Annotated in this window: 15 protein-coding genes; 5 read left to right on the top strand and 10 right to left on the bottom strand. The window is 40.9% G+C overall.

Annotation, left to right across the window (positions count from 1 at the left end):
• Positions 1 to 7 precede the first annotated feature (7 nt).
• The 10 genes from D0T60_RS09900 to D0T60_RS09855 form a co-directional block, all read right to left on the bottom strand.
• Complete coding sequence (locus D0T60_RS09900) at positions 8 to 2,023, bottom strand: hypothetical protein (RefSeq protein WP_163218024.1); 2,016 nt, start codon at positions 2,021 to 2,023, stop codon at positions 8 to 10.
• Positions 2,024 to 2,061: 38 nt separating this feature from the next.
• Complete coding sequence (locus D0T60_RS09895) at positions 2,062 to 2,892, bottom strand: fimbrillin family protein (protein ID WP_163218023.1); 831 nt, start codon at positions 2,890 to 2,892, stop codon at positions 2,062 to 2,064.
• Positions 2,893 to 3,008: 116 nt separating this feature from the next.
• A complete protein-coding gene (locus tag D0T60_RS09890) occupies positions 3,009 to 4,364 on the bottom strand; it encodes a fimbrillin family protein (RefSeq protein WP_163218022.1) in 1,356 nt (451 codons plus the stop codon).
• Positions 4,365 to 4,591: 227 nt separating this feature from the next.
• The gene (locus tag D0T60_RS09885; protein WP_163218021.1) at positions 4,592 to 5,875 is read right to left on the bottom strand and encodes a serine dehydratase subunit alpha family protein; all 1,284 of its coding nucleotides are present in this window, start codon (positions 5,873 to 5,875) and stop codon (positions 4,592 to 4,594) included.
• Positions 5,876 to 6,002: 127 nt separating this feature from the next.
• A complete protein-coding gene (locus D0T60_RS09880; protein WP_163218020.1) occupies positions 6,003 to 8,132 on the bottom strand; it encodes a peptidylprolyl isomerase in 2,130 nt (709 codons plus the stop codon).
• A 131-nt stretch (positions 8,133 to 8,263) separates the two neighbouring features.
• Entirely contained in the window at positions 8,264 to 9,520 is a 1,257-nt protein-coding gene (locus D0T60_RS09875; RefSeq protein WP_163218019.1) for a hemolysin family protein, read from the bottom strand.
• Between the two features lie 6 nt (positions 9,521 to 9,526).
• Entirely contained in the window at positions 9,527 to 10,108 is a 582-nt protein-coding gene (lptC, locus tag D0T60_RS09870) for an LPS export ABC transporter periplasmic protein LptC (RefSeq protein WP_370524408.1), read from the bottom strand.
• A 74-nt stretch (positions 10,109 to 10,182) separates the two neighbouring features.
• Positions 10,183 to 11,505 (bottom strand): lipopolysaccharide assembly protein LapB, encoded by a 1,323-nt coding sequence (locus tag D0T60_RS09865; protein ID WP_163218017.1) that lies wholly within the window; start codon positions 11,503 to 11,505, stop codon positions 10,183 to 10,185.
• A gap of 40 nt (positions 11,506 to 11,545) precedes the next feature.
• Positions 11,546 to 12,796: a porin family protein gene (locus D0T60_RS09860; RefSeq protein ID WP_163218016.1), complete on the bottom strand. Its 1,251-nt coding sequence runs from the start codon at positions 12,794 to 12,796 to the stop codon at positions 11,546 to 11,548.
• On the bottom strand, positions 12,783 to 13,514 hold the full coding sequence (locus tag D0T60_RS09855; RefSeq protein ID WP_163218015.1) for a type III pantothenate kinase: 732 nt from the start codon (positions 13,512 to 13,514) through the stop codon (positions 12,783 to 12,785). Before D0T60_RS09855 ends, D0T60_RS09860 begins: the two co-directional genes overlap by 14 nt.
• Before the next feature lie 582 nt (positions 13,515 to 14,096).
• Here D0T60_RS09855 and D0T60_RS09850 point away from each other — a divergent pair.
• The 5 genes from D0T60_RS09850 to D0T60_RS09830 all read left to right on the top strand — a co-directional run bounded on the left by D0T60_RS09850 (position 14,097) and on the right by D0T60_RS09830 (position 21,976).
• On the top strand, positions 14,097 to 15,302 hold the full coding sequence (locus tag D0T60_RS09850) for a DUF4105 domain-containing protein (RefSeq protein WP_163218014.1): 1,206 nt from the start codon (positions 14,097 to 14,099) through the stop codon (positions 15,300 to 15,302).
• Positions 15,299 to 16,888, top strand: a complete 1,590-nt coding sequence (locus tag D0T60_RS09845; protein ID WP_163218013.1) for an alkaline phosphatase family protein — start codon at positions 15,299 to 15,301, stop codon at positions 16,886 to 16,888. The genes D0T60_RS09850 and D0T60_RS09845 overlap by 4 nt, the downstream gene beginning before the upstream one ends.
• A gap of 98 nt (positions 16,889 to 16,986) precedes the next feature.
• The gene (secA, locus tag D0T60_RS09840; protein ID WP_163218012.1) at positions 16,987 to 20,277 is read left to right on the top strand and encodes a preprotein translocase subunit SecA; all 3,291 of its coding nucleotides are present in this window, start codon (positions 16,987 to 16,989) and stop codon (positions 20,275 to 20,277) included.
• A gap of 86 nt (positions 20,278 to 20,363) precedes the next feature.
• Positions 20,364 to 21,482, top strand: coding sequence for a DUF6340 family protein (locus D0T60_RS09835; protein WP_163218011.1), 1,119 nt, complete (start codon positions 20,364 to 20,366; stop codon positions 21,480 to 21,482).
• Between the two features lie 47 nt (positions 21,483 to 21,529).
• Complete coding sequence (locus D0T60_RS09830; protein ID WP_163218010.1) at positions 21,530 to 21,976, top strand: hypothetical protein; 447 nt, start codon at positions 21,530 to 21,532, stop codon at positions 21,974 to 21,976.
• Positions 21,977 to 22,192 lie beyond the last annotated feature (216 nt).

Genomic DNA, 22,192 nt, shown 5'->3' with positions numbered 1-22,192 from the left:
AATGTAATTATTCGATTCCATTATAAGCATAGTTGATTTTGGGAGTTGCTCCGGTGCTCCAATCCCATACATCTTTACCTTCGAAAGCGCGTTCTACGATTTCGATGCTATATGTATCTCCTACGGTATTGAGGATAACGGTACGTACTTTCCCTGAAGAAGCCTGAGTTATATTGTTGTAGCGATCTTCTTTTGTGTCGATGGTAGATACAAAGTTGACTTTAGGATTCTGATACATATTTTTTCCTTCTCTTGCGAATCCAATAGCGTAATCGGTTTTACCATTTACCAGACCTACGGCATGATTGCATGCATCGATTGATGGGGTAATAAGTTGTGTCTCTCCCATCAGCGATCCTAATTTTGTTAATTTTCCACCATTATCCTTTGTTTCAATATCGACGGTAGAGTAGTTGTATTTAAACTCACACGCCGCTTTCCATCCCACAATTCCGCCTATCTGTTCTAGATTTGGAGTTGAAATTGTTTTTTTTATTGTCCCGGTAGTGTAACAATAAGTGACGTAAGAAGGGAAAAAAACAGGTTGTATTTTTCCTGCAATTCCGCCTATGCTATCGAAAGTACTTGACATATCGACGTTGATATTGGCACCACTTGCCACTATATTACAGTTATTATTACTGCCGGCTGACATCCCTAACAATCCACCTATATAATTATTCGCTTGTTGGCCCAGTTTTCCTGTTACAGTTATATCAGCAAAACAACGACTAATATGAGTATAAGAATCAAGAACAGCGCTCCCTAACAGCCCACCTACATACGTAGCACTTTTATCCTGCTTATCACAAATAAGTTTACCTTGAACACTACACAGTGTGATGGTAGTTTTGCCTCTACTATTCCCTACTAACAAAGAGAGGTGAGTCGTGCCTCCTGAATCCTTGTCGGTATCTGAATACTTACTAATACAATTCCGTAGATTTACACCTACTAACAAAGCATCCTTAACAGACCCAAACATGGCAGCGTAGTAGTTGGTACCACTACAAGTTGCTTCTATATTAAATCCTGTTATGGTGTATCCGTTTCCGTTGTAAACTCCTGCAAAAGGATTGTCATATATTCCTATGGGCACCCAAGGGGTTGATTCAGCAGACATATCGATATCGGCTATTTGTATGGCTTTCTTATTTAAGTTCTCCGGAACTTTCATTGCTTCCATATAGTCTATAAGATCGTCGGCAGTTTTTATCACATAGTCATATCCCATAGACATATACACCTCTTTCCCGTCATTCCATTCGGGAGTATCGGTATCCTCTATTACATCAACGATTGATGCCATGGTACTACAAACAAATGTTAAGCTGTATCGGGTATTGGCTTTAAGTCGGGCTGTACTATTGGCTTCGTAGACAATATCTCCCACAGTAACAGTAATATTTCCCAGGTTTTCGGTAGGATATAGCAATATATTAGTTGGAGTATTGCTGGTATTGCCAACAAAACTAATAGATTGCATTTGCGAGGTAATATCGTTGTCGTCGGTATCTTTCACAGTTACGTTAATCAACGCTTTCCGATGGGTAAAGTTCAGAGTAACATTCCATACGGGGCGTCCGTTAGCGTCTACTCCTAAAATCATGCTACCATCGGTGGTGCCGGCCTGGGCTACAAGAGGGTCTACGCCTTCAGGGTCGTATCCGGCCGTTAAGGTAACTTCACTATCCTCCACAGGCAGGTTGAGGGCATCGGCAATCTGCCAAGTACCATCGGGCTGTAAGGTGGCTGTGGTGGTAATGTTGCCAACAGTGATATCTATCTCATCGCCGGCCACAAAACATGTTTTTATGTTGGTGGCAGTTCGGGTTCCGATTCCTTGCTTTACTTGCGAAGAAGATTTCCATGCAGGAGTTGCTGCGGTTATTGACACCGGTGCTACACCTGTTTGAGATAAATCAGTTTCTTCCGAGCATGCGAAAAACAGCAATGCGATTGCTGCTACCATGGCCAATTGCATATAGTCAATTGCCCATCGCTTTATGATGTTCTTTCTCATTTACGTAAATGTTATTCTATTTCTGATAAGTATAATTACTATCTGCCTACAGTTATTGCTCCCCCCTCTTCAAAATCAGAGATATTGAAATGGGTAACCTCTGCTTCTCCTTGTTGGTTGATGGTTACTGTTAGCATATATTCGGAACCTGCCAAAAAGGTATATGGACGATTGGCTATAACAGTATACTTTTTACTATTGGCAGTAATGTTCAACAGGTGTGCATTGGTAGCTATAACACCGGGTATAACCTGAACATAACCGCCAGTTTTGTAATCGTTCTTAACCAACAGATTTACTGTGTTACTTGCGGCTTCGAGAGCTGGAGGCATAGTAGTGGCATCCCATGTATAATTAGGTGTACTTATACCATACAAGGTGGCTGCACTGGGAATAATCGTTGTTCCTGCGTTATTCTTTACCTCGAGCTTAACACGTGCTGTAGCCGGACTTAGTTTCATGGCAATGGTTGGAAATCCGTTGTTCCAAGTTGCGCTGGCAGTTGGGTTGGTGTAAAACACAGGCATACGAACGTCGTTATACGTCACCTCTCCCCAAGCATATACAGGTAGGAGGTTAGTTCCGGGAACGATGTAAGTTTTATCAGCCTCGCCGATAGGTTCAAAAGTGGCAACACTGCCATCTTCGGCGGTAGTGAGTTCATACGTTTTGGTATCATTAATCTTTCCTGTTACATTAAGATTAATAGAAAACGTATTTCCGGGGTTCATACCTCGGGTTTCTATTGTAAAGTTTGCAAATTCCCCTTGTGAATTTGAATGTTGCGGTTCATGACCGCTTTCGCATGCAACTATTGTTAGGGCGATGGTAAGCATCAACGTTAATTGCCTGAAGTTTTTTGCATTCATTATCATGATGTATTATAAATTTTTGCTATCTAACGGGTTTGCGTATACCCGGTGGTAGACTACTACCATTTAAGCTTTGGAGTAAATTCTCCGTTTTTTTGTTTTGATGCCGGTAATTAGTTGTTTACAATTACCCCTGCTTCGTTACAATTGGTTAAGATGGCAGCTTCATTAAGTCCCACTAAGGCGTTAGTGTTACTTGTTCCTGTTATGCTACCTCCCTCTACATTGCAATTGGTAATGATTGTACCGTTAGCGTGACCTACCAATGCACCTATATTAGAAGCTCCTTTTACACTTACATTCTTCAGGTTGATGCCTATTAACTTAGCATTATCGGTTTTGCCAAAAAGACCTTGATTATCGTTTTCCGTGTTAATCACAAGCCCTGAGATTGCATGACCTCCTCCATTGTAAATACCTGCAAATGAAGTAGTTCCTATAGGCAACCATTCTTTAGCACTTAAGTCGATAGGTGCCACTTGTATAGCAGTAAGTTTGGTCAGTCCGTCTTCGTTTACCAACTTAGCAAATGCGCGGAGGTCGTCGGCTGTACGTACAATCATGTTATAGGGACTGTATTCGGCTTCATATCCGGGAGCGGCTGTCCAAGCATCTACGGTTATGTTGGTTACGGTTAACAGATGTTTGTTATCGTAATCCATAGTTATAACAAGGCGTTTGCCGGCTTCGATAGTAGCCGTTGTGGTATATTTCCCTACAAGCGTCCGATTGTCGATTTGTATAGATATGATCTGACTATCAGAAGCCGGTACTTGCTCTACAGGTATTACTGCGCGATAAGTAGCTGCTTGTGGAGTAAGGGTGGCTACATAAGGGGCAATTTCCTCGGGAGTAGCGTCACCGGTGTAGATTCGCACGGTTGCTGCTGCCATGTGAGCTACAAAATCTACTCCTTCCCAGTTGATACTGTTGGGGGTTGGAGTTACATGAATTACTACATCAACGTGTTGATGTTGCAGTTGAGTACCGGTTTCGTTCACTAATTGAGTGCCATTAAACATGAGGTTTCCTTCTATGTAATCGGCCTCACGATAACCGGCTAAACTACTTTGATCTGCCATAAGATTGGCAGAACCTCTTTGAGCTGTAAATTGTTCGGTAGGGGCAATGTTTTCTTTATAGAGAAAACCCTCGCCTTCGCCGGGTGCTGCTACCCAGGTAGCATCTGCACGATACTGATAAGTAGTAGTTCCGCTAACCGAGCCAACTACTTTCAGGAGATCTCCGGGCAAAAAAGCCTCATACTCGCTTGTCCAATCGGCTATAGCACGAGTTTTTGTTACCTGTTGAACACCACTCCTCGTCGGCTGATTGCCTACTGCTAAATTGCCCACTGTAACAGGCGTTTTATCCGGCGATATGCCAGACTCCTCGCTGCTGCTATCGCATGCTGTTAGCACACCAATAGTAGCAATTGCCAGTGCAATTGTTTTGAAGTTCTTCTTCATAAATGTTCTTTTTAAAAGTTTTTGCTGTTTTATCCCTTTTTAGGGAAAACAGCAAAATTAACCAAAATAATTAAAATAATCGGAGAAAAAAGACAATTTTATCCAAGGTAGTTGGCAGTATCGCACTAAAGTATTGACAGATTGCTACTTAACATACACTAAAAACAAATGCCGATGCAGAGAATTTCTTCCCTTGCATCGGCATATATATAGTTCGTTTGGTTACTTTATGCTTTCCCCGTCATAATATCCAATACCATCTTATCTGTTTCGTTCATGGCTTGCGAGCCAATCTTTGTCAGGTTACGAATACTCTGATCTACGTCTTCGTCTACGATACCCTCTACGCAGGTCACGCATTTTTCTTCCATAGCCATCATAGCAGAAAGCACAGCAGTAGATACTCCACTGGCCACTTTCAAGGCACAGCTTGGTTTGGCTCCATCACAGATCATACCGGTAAGGTTGGCCACCATATTCTGAACAGCATAAGCTACTTGGGCGTACTCTCCTCCCATCAGCCATGTTATACCACAACTGGAACCTGTGGCTGCTACCACACAACCGCACAAAGCAGAGAGTCTGCCTAAGCTTTGCTTGATATAGATAACCGTCAGATGACTCATAGCCAACGCCCGAATCAATTCATCTTCGTTCTTTCCATTCTCTTCGGCATATACTACCACAGGCAAAGTGGCGGATATACCTTGATTTCCACTGCCCGAATTGCTCATCACCGGAATCATGGCACCTGCCATACGGGCATCACAAGCACCCGAAGTATAAGAAAGGATATGCGTATAGGTAGTATCGCCCATTAACTTGCATTCCTTGTTTCCGCGAAGCATCTTTCCTAAGGCATGTCCGTAGTTTCCTTTAAAAGATTGTTCGGCAGCGGCTTTATTCAGGCGAGCCGTTTCAAGAATAAAACGAATATCATCGAGTGGAGTAGTCAAAGCGAAATCATATACTTTGCGAAGGGTAAGTTCGGGGGCAGTATCTTCGGCTTCAACTTCCGCAGCGCATTGCTTATCCAGCAATACCTCTTTCCCTTTTGTGATGCACACAAATGCAGTATGCCCACCTGCTATAATAGCGGTAGCCGTTTCATTTCCTGCTTCGCAAACAGCTTCAATATAAAGTTTCTCGGTGATGTTTTCTTTTAGCGAGATGTTTATACGCTTCTCATCAATAAATTGCTTTCCCTGTGCCACAGCTTCGGGCGTGCAATCTCTCAACACCTCCAGTTGATATTCCGACTTACCAATCAGTGCTCCCAAAGCAATGGCTATGGGAAGGCCAATCATGCCCGTACCCGGGATACCTACTCCCATGGCATTCTTAAGGATATTAGCACTTAAATATAATGAGATTTTTTCAGGCTTCACGCCCAATGTTTCAGTTGCTTTAGCAACGCACAATGCTACAGAGATGGGTTCTGTACAACCGATAGCAGGAATAACTTCCTTCTTTATCAGTTCAATGATTTGTTTTCTTTCCGATTCAACCATAACGTTTCTTTCATTCCATATTTGACAAAAGTACAACTATTCCGCAAATTATCAGCTATTACATGTATAAAAAAAGAGGATAACTTTAAAAGTCACCCTCTTTGTATATCAATTTGAAAGACAAAGCTTAGAAGAATAAATAACGATTGTCTTTTACGTTTGCTTTCAGATAAAGATCGTTTATAAGACGGCTCAACATACGTTCATGCATACCATTTACAGTTTGCTTTTCTTTTTCAACATCAAACGTTTCGTTTTGTGTTTCCTTATTATAAACCTGCATCACCATTACACCGGCATTACCTTTAATCGGAGCACTCAATTGGTTAAGTTGAGCTACCGAAGCATAAGCACCTACCAGAGGTTCGCTACTGTATAAAGAAGATATATAAGCAGGTGCAGAGAATGATACATGTTTAACCGAATCGCTTACCGCATTTTCCATTGCTTTGTATTGATCGAATGAACTAATACCGGCAGCTTTCATATTGTTCATTATCAAAGCAGCTTTCTTATCTTTAATAACCTCAGCTCTCAACTGCGATTGAACTGATTCTAATGAGCGATAGCCTTCTTTGTTTACTTTGCTTAAAGCTACTACCAGCAATCTGTCGTTATTACCGCACTCATACAAGCCCGAAACTTCGCCTGGTTTTGCAGCAAAAGCCCATCTTAAAGCTTCTTTTGTTCCTTTGATGCTACCAATACCATATTCTGCGCTATTAAGATCACTTCTGTCTAATAATTTATAACCAGCATCTTCGGCATTAGCTTCTACTTGTTCTAATGTAGAATTAGCAGCAACAAATTGACTGAAATCGTTATAAGCTTTATTGTATGTATCATTACTGAAGTTAATAGTACGTTTCACTACAGCTACTTTATACTTTTCTTTCATTGCTTTTTTAGCAGTAACCTGCACTATTACATTAGCCACACCAATAGACACATTCGCAGTTTCGTTTACACTTAAGTTGGTAATAGCTGTGATATATTTAAGGTCATCACTGTTAAGTTGTGCACCTTCATAACTTGGAGCAGTAAGCCATGTTTTAGTTCCGGGTTGTCCGTAAAGAGTTGCTAAGTCTTCAAATTTAGCTCCACCTTTCAAGGCATCGTAAATACTGTCTGCCAGAGCTTTGGTTTTAAGCATATCCTGATGATATACTTGAATTTGACGATACTCCACAGAGTCGGCAGCAGTTACTTTAGCTATTTTTTTGAAAGCATTTAAAGTATTGTCAGCAGCATTGAAGTAAGGACCATATACTTCGCCCATACCTACAGAATCCAATCGAGAAGCTACATCAGCCGGGAAAGCCGCTTGGTTGCAAAACAAATCCATATAAGGATATTCCGAATCGGCCGAACGAACAAGAGATGCGTAATCAGAAGTCGCTTCATTCAATTGTTCTACAGCTTCGGTTACTTCGTTCTGAAGAGCAGCTTTATCTTCTTCGCTTGCTACAACCTGTACGTCGATATATTTCACATCTCTGGATTCAACATACTGTCTGTATTGTTCTTTTCTTTTGTTATAAAGTTCTTTCACTTCCGAAACTTTCACTCCTCCAACTAAAGTATCAGGAACAGAAGAGTAAGGAATGGCAGCAAGCATTAAGTCCATCTGGTTTACTCTTGCATCAAATACAGCTTTTGCTTCAACCGAGTTTGAAGAGAGTGCTTTCGAAATCAATGCCTGATATTTTTCGGCTAAACGATTCTGCACTAACGATTTTTCGACGAAAGCCCATAACTTGCCGAGAGATACATACTGAGTAGGCATCGTGTTTTTATCCATTTTAGCGTAATCAACCAAGAACTTCTTCAACATATCTTTGTCGAAAGCACCTGTTTGAGGATTACGGAAGGGAGTTGCCTGCAACATTGGGTTTGTTCCCGCATCAATCATTGCTTGTACTTCCTCTTTCGAAACAACAAGACCAATTTTTGCGGCTTCAGCTTCTATCAGCTTATTGTTTACATAAGAACGCCATACTTCATCTTTTATCTGATTAGTCTGTTCGTCGGTTAATGAACTAAAGTTATTTGTCATTTTAACTACTTCAGAATATTCTTCCACCAAAGCCTGAAAGTCTTGTGCTGAAACAGCTTTGCCGTTAACTTCTCCTACATCTTGTGATTGATGTGGCTGAATAACTTTCCATGCGTCGCCCGCAATAAAGGCAAACAACGCCAGACCAATAACAATGATCAATAGAGGTCCTTTAGAGCGAATGTTTTGTAATGTTGCCATTTTTATTTAAGTTTTTAAGTTTTTGAGTTTATTTGTTTTAAGTTCTTTGAGTTTAACTTAAAAGCGCACGAAGATACAAAAAATGCAGATATGTATCTACCTATCTATTAAAAAAATAAGCCATTGTTCTATTATTCTGTAACTTTCAAACGTACAAGTTCTATTTTGGTTGCTGTTACTTTAATTATTTTAAATTGAAAATTATCTACTGCAATAACATCGTGCAGCTTCGGAAAGCTTTGATGCTGATGAAGGATCAGTCCACCCACTGTCATATAATCATCCGATTCGGGGAGTTTCAGGTCAAACGTTTCGTTCACTTTTTCTATTTCCAAACGCCCGGATAATACATATTCGTCTTCGTTGATTTGCTTACAGATATAGGATGTATTATCATGTTCATCTTCAATATCACCGAAAATCTCCTCTACTAAATCTTCTAAGGTTACAATACCTGCCGTTCCTCCAAACTCATCTACCACCACTGCCATGCTACGCTTTTGCAGCAATAGTCTTTTCATCAACTTCAAGGCAGTCATTGTTTCAGGCACAAAGAGCAGGTCTTTTACACAGTCTTTGCTATCTTTAGGATTACGAAACATCTCCGAAGAATGCACATAACCCACCACATTGTCTATATTACCTTCATAAACAATGATTTTAGAAAGGCCCGATTCTACAAACTTTATCTTAATCTCTTCCAAGGAGGTAGTTAAATCAACTGCAACAATCTCGGTACGAGGTATCATGCAATCTCTGATTTTTATATTAGAGAAATCGAGCGCATTCTGGAAAATCTTAACCTCGGCATCCAAGTCTTCCCTATTCTCTACATTGTCGATACCGGATTGAACAAAGTAATCCAAATCAACCTTCGTAAAAGCACGAGTAGATGTCTCCCGATTTATTTTCACTCCGAAAACCCGCAAGATAAGCGAAGATATGCCAGATGCCAGATAAGAAAAAGGAAGAAGAAGAATATAAAATACAGTTAGTGGTATAGCAAATATTTTAAGCATCAGGTTGGGATTCAGTTTAAACAGCATCTTGGGCAGAAACTCTCCCGTAACCAAAATAATTAAGGTAGAAATAATGGTTTGTACCAATACCATCAAACCATGATTTTGAATAATTCCGGCCAACAATTTTTGTTCTATGACCTGAGCCATCAAAATACCATACACCACCAATACGATATTATTCCCTACCAACATGGTAGAAATAAAGTTATTGGAATGCCTGAAGAAATAAGAAAGTATCGTACCTGATAGTCCATTCTTTTTCTCCATTTCGAACCTTAGTTTATCAACGGAAACAAAGGCGATTTCCATTCCGGAGAAAAAAGCGGAAAGTAAGATAGTAATAATCAGGTACACAAACGTATCCATAAAATTCTATAATGAGTCTGAGGATGTAGTTACAGGATTAGAAGTAGTATCCATTGGAGCCGGTTGTTCTTTAAAATAAAGAATACCTTGTATATTCAATATCTTGTATGAGGTCATTTGCTGATCCGACTCAAAGCCATATCCTTCTATTATACGATCTGTTTGTTCAATACGGATATATTGATCTGAATAAACCTTTTCTTTGTTTTCATCCCAATACAACAAATCCGTATTAAATTTCTCTCCTTTGATATTCTGAATCTCTACATTACTAATTAGTTTCCAGAGTTTCTGTTTATCGTAATAATAGGCAGTATCAGCCTTAATGCTGGCATCTACATTAAACAAGGTGTCAAATTTCTCCAAATAAACTCCCTTCTCGAAGGCCCAATGAGATGGTTCTTTACGATCAAAGATCGCCCATTCCTCTGTATCAACGCGATAGCGTGTAATGCCCGAGTCCGAAATAAAGGTAGTAACCCCAACGGTTTTCATCACGGGTAAAGAGTCTCGTTCAGTTATTGCCTCTCCTATTTCTTTTTTCTGTCCGATGCAAGAAAGAAAAGAAAGAAGCATAACACCGACCATAAAGGCTGGTGTTATGCTATATATATTCTTGCAACAGAATTTGCTATCCCGCTTTCGTCGCAACATATCTCTATTTATCTGATTCTGGTTGATTCGCCAATCCATCCACCAATAGTGATGGTGTCTCCGGCTTTATAACCCAACATAAATAAATCAGAAGCAGCAGGTAAATGAGCTGAGTATGAATTGATCAACTTGTTAGCCTCATCGGTCAAACTCGGATCTACCGCTTTCGCTTTTTGCAATTTATCAATGATCAGGTAATAGGTACATTTGTTCAGTACTGGTTCATCGCTCCATTTTGGGCTGCTTGCGTACAGTGTAGCAATCAGGATGTAAGCACCTCCCAAATTAGGATTAGCATTAAGAGCTTTTTGAGCATACGTTCTTGATTGTCCGAACTTCTTGGCAGTATACAAGATAGCTGCTGCTCTGTAAGCCATATCTGCTTTTTTGGCTTCATCTGTTTCCAGGCTCACTGCTTGGTCGAAGAATTTAACGGCTGTATCTAAATCGCCTTTTTTGTATGCCATAGCAGCACATCCGGCAGCCGATTCGGCAGAAGGTTCAATAGCATGCACATAAGTAGATGCTTGGAAGTAAGCTTCAGATTCTGTACACTTCATATTCTTCATGATAATGATTACCTTTTTAAGGTACACAAGATCTGTTTTATTACTTTCTACTTTAGGTCCGTAAATACCTTGCAAAGATGCACAATCGGCAGCTCCACTGTTTACGAACAGCGCATCCAGGTTACCCTTTACTCTTTCGTAAGCTGTTTTTTGAGTTTCTTTTTCAGCAGCAGCAAGTGCTTGGTCTGTCCATTCGGTAATATTCAGATAATCCTGAATAAATTCTTCTTTATGGTTTTCGTCTGCTTGCAGTTTGTTGTACGAAGTTTGCATCAGGTAGAAAAGAGCGGCGGCAGAAGCTTTTTCTTTTTCTTCTGTTACCGATTTCTTAAACAGATCATAGATAAAATTAGCATCTACTTCGGGAGCAAGATTCATATAATCCATCCCTTTGTTCGATGTTAGTCTGGCTTGCGAAGCAACACCTCTTAACGTTTTAGCAAACTCCGGTTGATATTGTATCAACTGATCATGTACTGCCATCAACTCTTCAAAGTAAGCTTTGTATTCGGGAGAATCTTTTTTCAATTCTTTTAAAAGAGCTTTCAAGATAGCGAAACCATCCGTATAGGTGTAATAGCGGAGGGTAGGACAATCTTTCAATACAGCTTTCCAAGGTGTATAGGCATCTTTAAAGTTTCCGGCTCTAACAGCTTCGTGTGATATACTACTGTTTGTTTTACATTGGTCGTCGTCTTGCGCAAAAGCAGTCATTACTCCGGCCGAAAGAAGTAGTGTAACGACAAACATTTTCATTTTCATTTCAATAGTGATATTAGTGTGTATTTATTAGTTAGACTTGTTAATCTACTTTTCGTTTAAAGAACCAACGTTCGTTGAATGTTACTCCAATGGATAATCTAAAGCAATTTTCGCTCATCATTCCACGTTGTCCGTCGATTCTGACATATTGTGCAGCTAAACTTACTCTTGATAATGATTTTGGTATAGGTAAAGTAAGTCCTGCTGATGCTCCATACTCTTTAGTTGCCCGGAATTCTGCTCCGTTTGCATCTTTCAATTTATAATAAGGTGTAGCATAATAAGCTCCTACTCTATATTTAATTGCAGAAAAGAAGTTGCGAGGATAAAGTGTAGGCAAGAATTCCAATCCGACTGCAATTTTTGAACGATCGTAAAAAGCATTCTTCTGATTCATATATGTTACACTTCCCCATTTTTGAAGGTTATAATCCAGCCCTACAGTCAATCTTCTGTCGTAGCGATAAGAAAGCCCCGCACCCAAAGACATGGGGATTTCATACGTAGCCGGTGTATCTTCTTTTTCTGAAACGCTTGTTGTTCTAACCAAATAAGCATCATTATTCAAATCATGCTTCGGAGAAAACACAACACCCAAAGTCAATTCTCTTTTCTTATCGAAATTATGTGTGTACTGAGCTCCAAAGTCCAGTTTAATATCTTTTACGTCCAAATAATTCACCTCCTGAAAAGGATAAGCATCCGTCACATTGTCAATAACTACTTGTCGTGTTCTTGTTATATCTCCCCAAAAGTAGGAAAAATTTGCTCCAACCGAAAAGTTTTTAAGAATTTTAAACCCTAAACCCAGATACGCTTGGTGCAATCCTCCTTCGCCATAATAGCTTTCTGTGTTTTTTACGCCTTCTGCATCTTCATTGCTTTGGCTCATACTATACCCCACATTGGAGTAAGGTAATAATCCCAAAGACATACCAAACCGGGGGTGCAACCTGAATTGCATAGCTACATAATCGAAACTGGAATTACCTGCATTCAATTTGGTTATTCCATCTACAAAATTGGTATTCTGAATAGAAACTCCACCTTCAAAAAGAAAAGTCAACGAGTCTACTGCCGTATAAGACGCCGGATTCACCGCGTTTATATGATATCTATCGCGCATTCCATAAGCTACGCCTGCCATTCCTCTGCTATTGGCGAAACTTTGATTAGATAATTCCCCATAACCAAACCGCGTGTAAGGAGAGTTTGTATTATTCTGAGCAGTAGCAAAGAGTGTTGATATAGTGAGCAAAAGCACCCCTATTATCGGTTTATAATTTACCATTATTGAAGTTTAAGATTCTATTTAATCCTTTCAGCACTAAAAAACTATCTGCAAAGATGATATTTTTTACGTTTGTATCAAAAGAAAATTGATCTCCACCCGTTAAAAAAACCAAAAGGTCAGGATATTTATGGTTTAGATACGTTATATAACCTTGTATTTCATATTCAACTCCTTTTAAGACCCCTGCCCGAATGGCGGTATCGGTATCTTTGCCTATCTGCAGCAAACGCCCTTCGGGATTTACCAACGGCAAACGCCCCGTGTATTGATTCAGGGCTTTAAAACGCATTTGTATGCCGGGCGAGATGTTGCCTCCCTGGTATCGTCCTTCTGCATCTATAAATTCGTAAGTGATGGCCGTTCCTGCATCAATAACAAGGATATTACGCCCCGGATACTGATCGTTGGCTCCTACGGCAGCAGCTATTCTGTCGGGACCCAAGGTTTGCGGTGTTTCATAAAGATTAATAATTGGCAATGGCGTTTTATCGTTTAGCCAAAGCAGGAAAGGGAGCTTTTGATTTAAGCGCTCAACAGTGTGAGGTAACAGATCAATGGTAGTGGCTATAATGGCATTGCTGATAGCAAAGTTGCCGCATAAATCATCTAAAAACAACAATTCGTGCCCCTTTTCATTTACATGCTCCACCAAGGCAGTACCTTCAAAAACCGCAGCTTTTACGCGGTTGTTACCTACATCAATTATTAAATTCATCCACTTATTTTTCAGATATCGACCGACAAACTTAAATAAAAATCGCCAATTCTCACTAATTTGTGATGTGTAAATTTCAACTAAAGTCATTTCAATATCTGCATTGCAATGATTTGAAAAAAAGTGAAATCAAAGTAAAAGGGGATAGATACACGGAATGAGCGGAATGAGCGGATGAACACGGAATTCTTTTCCTTGCACCGCTAAGAACGAAAATCTATCTTCCGCGTTCATCCGCTCATTCCGCTTTTTCCGCGTACCCATCCCTAATAAAAAACTAAACAAAAAGCACTACTCCCCAAATAGCGTTCGTTATAACGACCCTATAACAATATATAATGATACTACTGTAGTAGTAGTAACTAACAATAAAAAATAAAATTAAAATCAATATATTTTCAAACTACAAATAAATACTACCGGCACTAAAAGCAAATGATACTGGCACCAAGAACAAATGCAACCGGCATTGAGAGCAATTGCTACCGGCTTTACAAAATCCGCCACAAATCCTCTCTGCCCCCATTTGCCCATCCCAGGAAAAAGCTATATCTTTGTCTGGAATATTTCATCAGGCATTGAATGAGTACGTATATCAAACACATAATAGTCTTACTTTTCCTGTTCGTGGCTTCGGGTATCCAGGCGCAAGAGCAAGAAACAAAAACCGATTCCATACGAGTGAGCTTGCTTACCTGTACGGCAGGAGAAGAGATTTATTCTCTTTTCGGGCATACGGCTATCCGCTACGAAGACCTTCGGAAAGGAGTTGATTATGTATTCAACTACGGGATATTCAGCTTTAAGACCCCCAATTTCATTTGGAGATTTGTGAAGGGAGAGACTGATTATCAACTGGGTATCAATCATTTCGACGACTTCAAAAGAGAATATGCTTTTCACGGCAGAGGAATTATTCAGCAAACCCTCAACCTGACTCTTGAAGAGAAAGAAGAACTGTATCGCTTACTCATCGACAACTATCGCCCCGAGAACCGGATTTACCGATATAGCTTTTTCTACGACAATTGTTCTACCCGCCCAAGGGATAAAATAGAACAGGTTATCAGCAAGCAGCAAGAGCAGTTGAAATACAACAATCCACCCCGTAAAATTGGAAGAACCTTTCGCAGCATTGTGCATCGACATACCAAAGGTTATGAATGGGAACAATTCGGCATGGACTTCTGCATTGGGGCAGATGCCGACCAGCCAATTCAGTATTATGAAGAAATGTTTGCTCCCTTTCTTCTGGAAACGATATTCGATGAAGCTCATATCACTGATAGCAAAGGAGATAGTCGTGCATTAATATCCGAAAAACAGGTTTTACTGGAACAAGAAGAACACCAGGTACCTTCGAAGTTTTTCACCCCCATGAGAGTGTTTCTGCTGCTTTTCATAATTGTAGCCGCAGCAACCATCTATGGCATCAAAAAAAGAAAATCGCTTTGGGGCATCGACCTGATTCTCTTTACAGCAGCCGGATTGGCAGGATCTATTATCTTCTTTTTGATGTTCTTCTCCGAGCATCCGGCGGTAGACTCTAATTTCCTGATCATTGTATTTCATCCCCTGCATCTACTTTTGCTTCCTTGGGTATTGCGAAAAGAGAGAAAGGGTCGTAGAAGCATCTATCACACAATAAACGCTCTGGTTTTAACACTCTTTATACTACTTTGGTGGGCAATTCCGCAAATTTTCAACTTAGCAGTATTACCTTTGGCACTTTGTTTGTTGGTACGTTCGGCAAGCAATCTTATTCTGACTTATAAAAAAAATAGATGAAAGGACTTCTCACTTCGATTATTACTGTACTAACCTTTACCGGGTTACAAGCTCAAACGGTTCCTGCATCCCCTAAGTTGATAGTGGGGATTACGGTAGACCAATTGCGTACAGACTACATAGAAGCCTTTTCTACTTTATACGGCGATAAAGGTTTTAAGCGAATTTGGAAAGAAGGGAAAGTATTTCGCAATGCGCAACATCAATTTGCAAACCCTGACAGATCATCTGCCATAGCTGCCATTTATACAGGCACTACGCCTGCGGTAAATGGCATTGTTGGTAATATATGGCTGGATGCATCTACCCTGCGCCCCGTAGAATGTGTGGAGGATTCCGAATTTATGGGTTACAATACTGCCGAATACTCTTCGGCCGCCAAACTTTTAACGTCTACTATTACCGACGAACTTAAAATAGCCACCCAAGGCAAAGGATTGGTTTATGCCATTGCACCTTTTCGAGATGCCGCCGTAATTAGTGCCGGACATGCTGCCGACGGTGCTTTCTGGATTAACGACATCACCGGTAAGTGGTGTAGCAGCACCTACTACAGCGAGTTTCCCTGGTGGGTAAGTCAATACAACGACAGAAAAGCCGTTGACTTCCGAATAACAGAAATGACCTGGGAGCCCTTACTCCCCACAGAAAGCTATACCTACATTACTGCCGAAGGTGCTAAAGAAGCATTTAAGCATAAATTCGATGATGCCCGAAGGAATAAATTCAAGAGATTCATTACCAGCCCGTTTGTGAATGATGAAGTCAACCAATTAGTTGACGAATGCCTTAGAAATAGCTCCATTGGGGTAGATCGCATCCCGGATTTTCTGTCTGTAACTTATTACGCAGGCAACTTCAACAGGCAAAGCATACAGGAATACCCGCTGGAAATACAAGACACTTATATAAGATTAGACCAGAGCATTGCCAAACTGCTTGATTTACTGGATGCTAAAGTCGGTTTAAGTAATGTATTGTTATTCATTACATCTACCGGATATACTGATTCCGACAGCCCCGACCTGAAAAGATATCGCGTTCCCGGTGGAGACTTTCACCTGAACAGATGCGCTGCCTTGCTCAATATGTATTTAATGGCAACCTACGGAGAAGGGCAGTATGTAGAAGCTTATCATAACCAGCAAATTTATCTGGACCATAAGCTGATAGAACAAAAACAGCTCAATCTTGTTGAGATACAGAATAAATCGGCAGATTTCCTGATTCAATTTAGTGGCGTGAATGAGGTGTACTCCGCCCACAGATTGCTATTAGGAGCTTGGACTCCCGAAATACATAAAATCAGAAATAGTTTTAATCGCAAACACTCGGGCGACTTGGTAATCGACGTACTTCCCGGATGGACCATCGTTGACGAGAACTCCACCACCAATCAGGTAGTACGAAATACGCATACTCCCATGCCATTGGTATTTATGGGAAGTCACGTAAAGCCCGAGATTATTCACGAGCCTACCAACGTAGATCACATAGCACCTACACTGGCTTACTTCATGAGGATACGTGCACCGAATGCATCGAGAGCTACTCCTCTGACAGATTTGCGTGAAACATCTAAATAGAACACAGAGACGCAAAGACACAGAGAATTAATACAAGAAAAGACTTTGTACGTCTGTGTTCTAAACTTATTTTTAAAATATAATAAATTAAATATATAATGGGATTCAACGAATTTATAGGCAAACTCTTTGGAAACAAAGCCGCGCGAGATATGAAAGAGATTCAGCCCTGGGTAAACAAGATTAAAGCTGCTTACCCCGAAATAGAAAAGCTGGATAATGACGCACTGCGTGCCAAGACAAAAGAACTACAGGAATATATCCGCAATTCGGCTGCAAAAGAACAAGCCAAAGTAGACGAACTTAAGGCAGGAATCGAAAACATCGAATTAGAAGATCGTGAGGAAGTATTCGCACAAATCGATAAGATAGAAAAAGAAATACTCGAAATCTACGAAAAGGCATTGGACGAAGTACTTCCGGTGGCCTTCTCTATCGTTAAAGATACAGCTCGCCGCTTTACAGAGAACAGCGAGATTGTAGTTACCGCTACCGATTTCGACCGCAACTTAGCAGCAACCAAAGATTTCGTTCGCATAGAAGGCGATAAAGCCATCTACCAAAACCACTGGTTAGCCGGAGGTACCGAGATTACCTGGAACATGATTCACTATGATGTACAGTTGTTTGGTGGAGTTGTATTGCACAAAGGCAAGATTGCCGAAATGGCAACAGGAGAAGGTAAAACATTGGTAGCCACGCTCCCCGTATTCCTGAATGCACTTACCGGAAACGGTGTTCATGTGGTAACTGTTAATGATTATCTATCTAAGCGTGACTCCGAATGGATGGGACCTCTGTACATGTTCCACGGATTGAGTGTAGATTGTGTCGACAAGCATCAACCTAATTCCGATTCACGTCGCCAAGCATACCTTGCCGATATTACATTCGGTACCAACAATGAATTCGGTTTCGACTACCTGCGCGATAACATGGCTATCAGCCCGAAAGATTTAGTACAACGCCAGCATAACTACGCCATCGTTGATGAGGTTGACTCCGTATTGATTGATGATGCCCGTACACCGCTTATCATTTCCGGTCCGATTCCTAAAGGAGAAGATCAACTGTTCGAACAGCTCCGTCCGTTGGTAGAAAAACTAATGGAAGCCCAGAAAGGACTGGCTACCAAATACCTGACCGAAGCGAAAAGATTAATTGCCTCATCGGATAAGAAAGAACAGGAAGAAGGTTTCCTTGCCCTGTATCGTAGCCATAAAGCCTTGCCAAAGAGCAAAGCACTTATCAAATTCCTCAGTGAGCAAGGTATAAAAGCCGGTATGCTCAAAACAGAGGAAATCTACATGGAGCAGAACAACAAACGTATGCACGAAGTAACAGAACCTCTATACTTCGTAATCGACGAAAAGATAAACAGCGTAGACCTTACCGATAAAGGTATCGAAATGATTACCGGAAACGCCGAAGATCAAACACTGTTTGTTTTGCCCGATATAGCTGCCGAACTATCTGCCCTCGAAGGAAAAGAAGGTTTAACAGAAGAGCAAAAGCTCGAAGAGAAAGATGCTTTGATGACTAACTACGCCATCAAGTCGGAACGTGTGCACACCATCAATCAGTTATTGAAGGCTTATGCCATGTTCGAAAAGGATGATGAATATGTAGTAATCGACGGACAGGTAAAAATCGTAGACGAGCAAACCGGTCGTATTATGGAAGGTCGTCGTTATTCCGATGGTCTGCATCAAGCTATCGAGGCTAAAGAGCGCGTAAAGATAGAAGCTGCTACACAGACGTTTGCCACCATCACCTTGCAGAACTACTTCCGTATGTACCACAAGTTATCGGGTATGACGGGTACTGCCGAAACAGAAGCAGGCGAATTCTGGGATATCTACAAACTGGATGTAGTGGTAATTCCTACCAATCGTGTAATTTCCCGTATTGATATGAACGACCGCGTTTACAAAACCAAACGCGAGAAATATAAGGCCGTTATCGAAGAGATTGAACGCCTGGTACAAGCCGGACGCCCCGTACTGGTAGGTACCACCTCGGTAGAAATCTCGGAGATGCTGGGTAAGATGCTGGCTATGCGTAAGATAGAACACAACGTATTGAATGCCAAGTTGCACCAGAAAGAAGCCGACATCGTAGCTCAAGCCGGTATGAAAGGTATTGTTACCATCGCTACCAACATGGCGGGTCGTGGTACCGACATCAAGTTGAGTCAGGAAGTGAAAGATGCAGGCGGTTTGGCCATCATCGGTACAGAGCGTCATGAGTCTCGCCGCGTAGACCGCCAGTTGCGTGGTCGTGCCGGTCGTCAGGGTGACCCGGGTTCTTCTATATTCTTCGTTTCTTTGGAAGATGATTTGATGCGTCTTTTCTCTTCCGATCGTATTGCTTCCGTAATGGACAGACTCGGATTCAAAGAAGGTGAGATGATTGAGCACAAAATGATCTCCAACTCTATCGAACGTGCCCAGAAGAAGGTGGAAGAAAACAACTTCGGTATTCGTAAACGTTTGCTTGAGTATGACGACGTAATGAACAAACAACGTACCGTAGTTTACACCAAGCGTCGCCACGCATTGATGGGTGAACGTATCGGTATGGATATCGCCAATATGATTTGGGACAGGTGTGCCGTATCTATCGAAAACAACGATTACGAAGGATGCAAAATCGACATGCTGCAAACCTTAGCTATGGATGCTCCATTCGATGAAGAAGAATTCCGCAGCGAAAAGAAAGAGAATCTGGCAGAGAAAGCATTCGATATTGCCATGGAAAACTTTAAGCGCAAAACCGATAAGTTGGCTCAGGTAGCTTACCCTGTTATTAAACAAGTATACGAGAACCAAGGACACATGTACGAAAACATCATGATTCCTATTACAGATGGTAAACGTGTATATAACATCTCTTGCAACCTGAAAGAAGCATACGACACCGAATGTAGAGCGGTAATCAAAGCCTTCCAAAAGTCTATCTTATTACACGTAATCGACGAGTGTTGGAAAGAGAACCTGCGCGAACTGGACGACCTGAAACACTCCGTACAGAATGCCAGCTATGAGCAAAAAGATCCGCTGTTGATTTACAAGCTCGAATCGGTAACGCTGTTCGATACAATGGTTAACAAGCTGAACAACCAAACCATTGCTATCTTAATGCGCGGACAAATTCCTATCCAGGAGCCAAGCCAGGTTCGTCAGGCTGCCCCCGAACAACGCTCAGACATGAGCAAGTATCGCGAGAGCAAACAAGACCTGAATGATCCTAATCAACAGGCTGCTGCCCAACAAGATACCCGCGAAGTAAAACGTGAACCTATACGTGCAGAGAAGACAGTAGGACGCAATGACCCTTGCCCTTGTGGTAGCGGTAAGAAGTTCAAAAACTGTCACGGTAAAGTATAATACACCACTACATAAAAAAGGATCCCGGATAATTGTCTTTTATTCGGGATTTTTTTTATTTTTGTCCAAAACTAAAGCCACAAGCTATGAAGAAGCTGTTCACCATCTGCATGATATCATCATGCCTTATTGCATTAAGTTCCTGCTACTCACTGGAACAAATGTCTATTGATTATCTGCTTCCTGCCGATGTAAACTTTCCCGCCCAAATCAAAAAGGTAGGGATAGTTAATAATATGAGTAATACACCGGATAATCATCGCATTGTATCTAAAGACACAATCCTCAGAAGGTATGAAAACGCACGTAGGGTTACTTTCCATAACGGCGACCCGGTAATTGCCACAGAAAGTTTTGCCGAAGCTCTCGCTGAACAAAACTATTTCGATGTTGTAATCATCTGCGACTCGGCCTTGCGCGCTAATGATAGAATTCCCAGAGAAGAAACACTCTCAAAAAGAGAAGTTCAGGAGTTAACCAAAGACCTTGGGGTTGACATGCTCATTGCTTTAGAGAATCTACAAATAAAAATCTCAAGAGTTATCAGTGCAGCAGCACAAGGTGGCTATTGGGGCACCATCGATGCCAAGATTCAGCCTTTGCTCACACTGTATATTCCACAGCGCACACTACCGTTGGTACAGGTCAGCAAATCGGACAGCATTTTCTGGGAAGACTCCGGCGTTAACCACTCACGCCTTAGTACGCTGAAAATAACCGATGAGGAAATCATTAAAGAGGCTTCCGAATATGCCGGGTCCATTCCCATTAAGTATCTTCTGCCGCATTGGACGAAGGGTGCCCGCTTCTATTATTCGGGAGGAAACTCATACCTGCGCGATGCTGCCATCATGGTAAAGCACGAAGAATGGGATAAAGCATACGCCCGCTGGAAACAACTTTATGACAAAAACAGCAAGAAGAAGAATAAAAAGAGGATGTTCGCTGCTTTCAACATCGCATTATACCATGAAATGAGCGATAGCATTCCGGAAGCACAGAAATGGCTGAAGGAAGCAATAGAACTGGCAGCCGAGATTATAGATCATAGATATGTTCCTGCAATAAACCAGCACAGTACAACATCCAACCAGGTTATGTACAGGTATTATGGCGGACAATTAAACAAAAGAAACAAAGCAAACAGCTATTTAGAGATACAAATGGGTCGCTTTAATGAGGAAAAAACAGAAAATAAAGAATAGATAATTGTTTTTTTTATACCTTTGAAACAAATAACAAGGGAGGATCTATGAAACTAAGTCAACAATCGCAATCACTCATTGAATCAACCATTCAAAAAGCTATGGACAATTTTCCGTGTGGATGCGAGCGGTCTATTGTCACTGATATTTATTTGCAGGCCAACCAAAGTGCCGGCGAATTAGTCATTTTTAATGATGAAGACGAGGTATTGGCTAACTGCATAATCAAAGAATGGATAGATTACAATGGTTCCGACTTCTTTAAAGATATGGAACGAGTATTCACTTCTATCCTGAACAGGATGAAAGAGAAATGTATCTTCGATAAGCCATCCATTCTGCAACCTTATTCTTTTGTTTTGGTAGATGAAGAAAAAGAAACCATCGCCGAACTACTCATTATTGATGATGATATGATGTTGGTAAATGAGGAGCTATTGAAAGGATTGGATAAAGAACTTGACGATTTCCTAAAGGAATTGTTGGAGAAATAAATAGTTGAATAATGTATAAGAAGGATCTGCCAGAGCACTTTAAGGTTTTGGCAGATTTTTTTTATTTGAACACAGAGTCACAAAGACACAGAGAAAGAATATAAACTCTGTGTCTTTGGAGACTGTAATTTAAACTGTGTCAGTAAAGAATAAATTATTAACTTTACTAACACAGTTTTTTTTATGAAAGAAGAATTTGATTTTGAAAGCATTAAG

The sequence above is a fragment of the Bacteroides sp. 224 genome (assembly GCF_010500995.1).
Taxonomy (GTDB): domain Bacteria; phylum Bacteroidota; class Bacteroidia; order Bacteroidales; family Bacteroidaceae; genus Bacteroides.
The sequence above is the reverse complement of the archived record's forward strand: the minus strand, read 5'-3'. Positions and strand labels throughout refer to the sequence as shown.

Excerpts from the sequence above, each read along its gene's own strand:
- D0T60_RS09900 (WP_163218024.1), bottom strand. The coding sequence starts at position 2,023 with ATGAGAAAGAACATCATAAAGCGATGGGCAATTGACTATATGCAATTG.
- D0T60_RS09895 (WP_163218023.1), bottom strand. The coding sequence starts at position 2,892 with ATGAATGCAAAAAACTTCAGGCAATTAACGTTGATGCTTACCATCGCC.
- D0T60_RS09890 (WP_163218022.1), bottom strand. The coding sequence starts at position 4,364 with ATGAAGAAGAACTTCAAAACAATTGCACTGGCAATTGCTACTATTGGT.
- D0T60_RS09885 (WP_163218021.1), bottom strand. The coding sequence starts at position 5,875 with ATGGTTGAATCGGAAAGAAAACAAATCATTGAACTGATAAAGAAGGAA.
- D0T60_RS09880 (WP_163218020.1), bottom strand. The coding sequence starts at position 8,132 with ATGGCAACATTACAAAACATTCGCTCTAAAGGACCTCTATTGATCATT.
- D0T60_RS09875 (WP_163218019.1), bottom strand. The coding sequence starts at position 9,520 with ATGGATACGTTTGTGTACCTGATTATTACTATCTTACTTTCCGCTTTT.
- lptC (WP_370524408.1), bottom strand. The coding sequence starts at position 10,108 with ATGGTCGGTGTTATGCTTCTTTCTTTTCTTTCTTGCATCGGACAGAAA.
- D0T60_RS09865 (WP_163218017.1), bottom strand. The coding sequence starts at position 11,505 with ATGAAAATGAAAATGTTTGTCGTTACACTACTTCTTTCGGCCGGAGTA.
- D0T60_RS09860 (WP_163218016.1), bottom strand. The coding sequence starts at position 12,796 with ATGGTAAATTATAAACCGATAATAGGGGTGCTTTTGCTCACTATATCA.
- D0T60_RS09855 (WP_163218015.1), bottom strand. The coding sequence starts at position 13,514 with ATGAATTTAATAATTGATGTAGGTAACAACCGCGTAAAAGCTGCGGTT.
- D0T60_RS09850 (WP_163218014.1), top strand. The coding sequence starts at position 14,097 with ATGAGTACGTATATCAAACACATAATAGTCTTACTTTTCCTGTTCGTG.
- D0T60_RS09845 (WP_163218013.1), top strand. The coding sequence starts at position 15,299 with ATGAAAGGACTTCTCACTTCGATTATTACTGTACTAACCTTTACCGGG.
- secA (WP_163218012.1), top strand. The coding sequence starts at position 16,987 with ATGGGATTCAACGAATTTATAGGCAAACTCTTTGGAAACAAAGCCGCG.
- D0T60_RS09835 (WP_163218011.1), top strand. The coding sequence starts at position 20,364 with ATGAAGAAGCTGTTCACCATCTGCATGATATCATCATGCCTTATTGCA.
- D0T60_RS09830 (WP_163218010.1), top strand. The coding sequence starts at position 21,530 with ATGAAACTAAGTCAACAATCGCAATCACTCATTGAATCAACCATTCAA.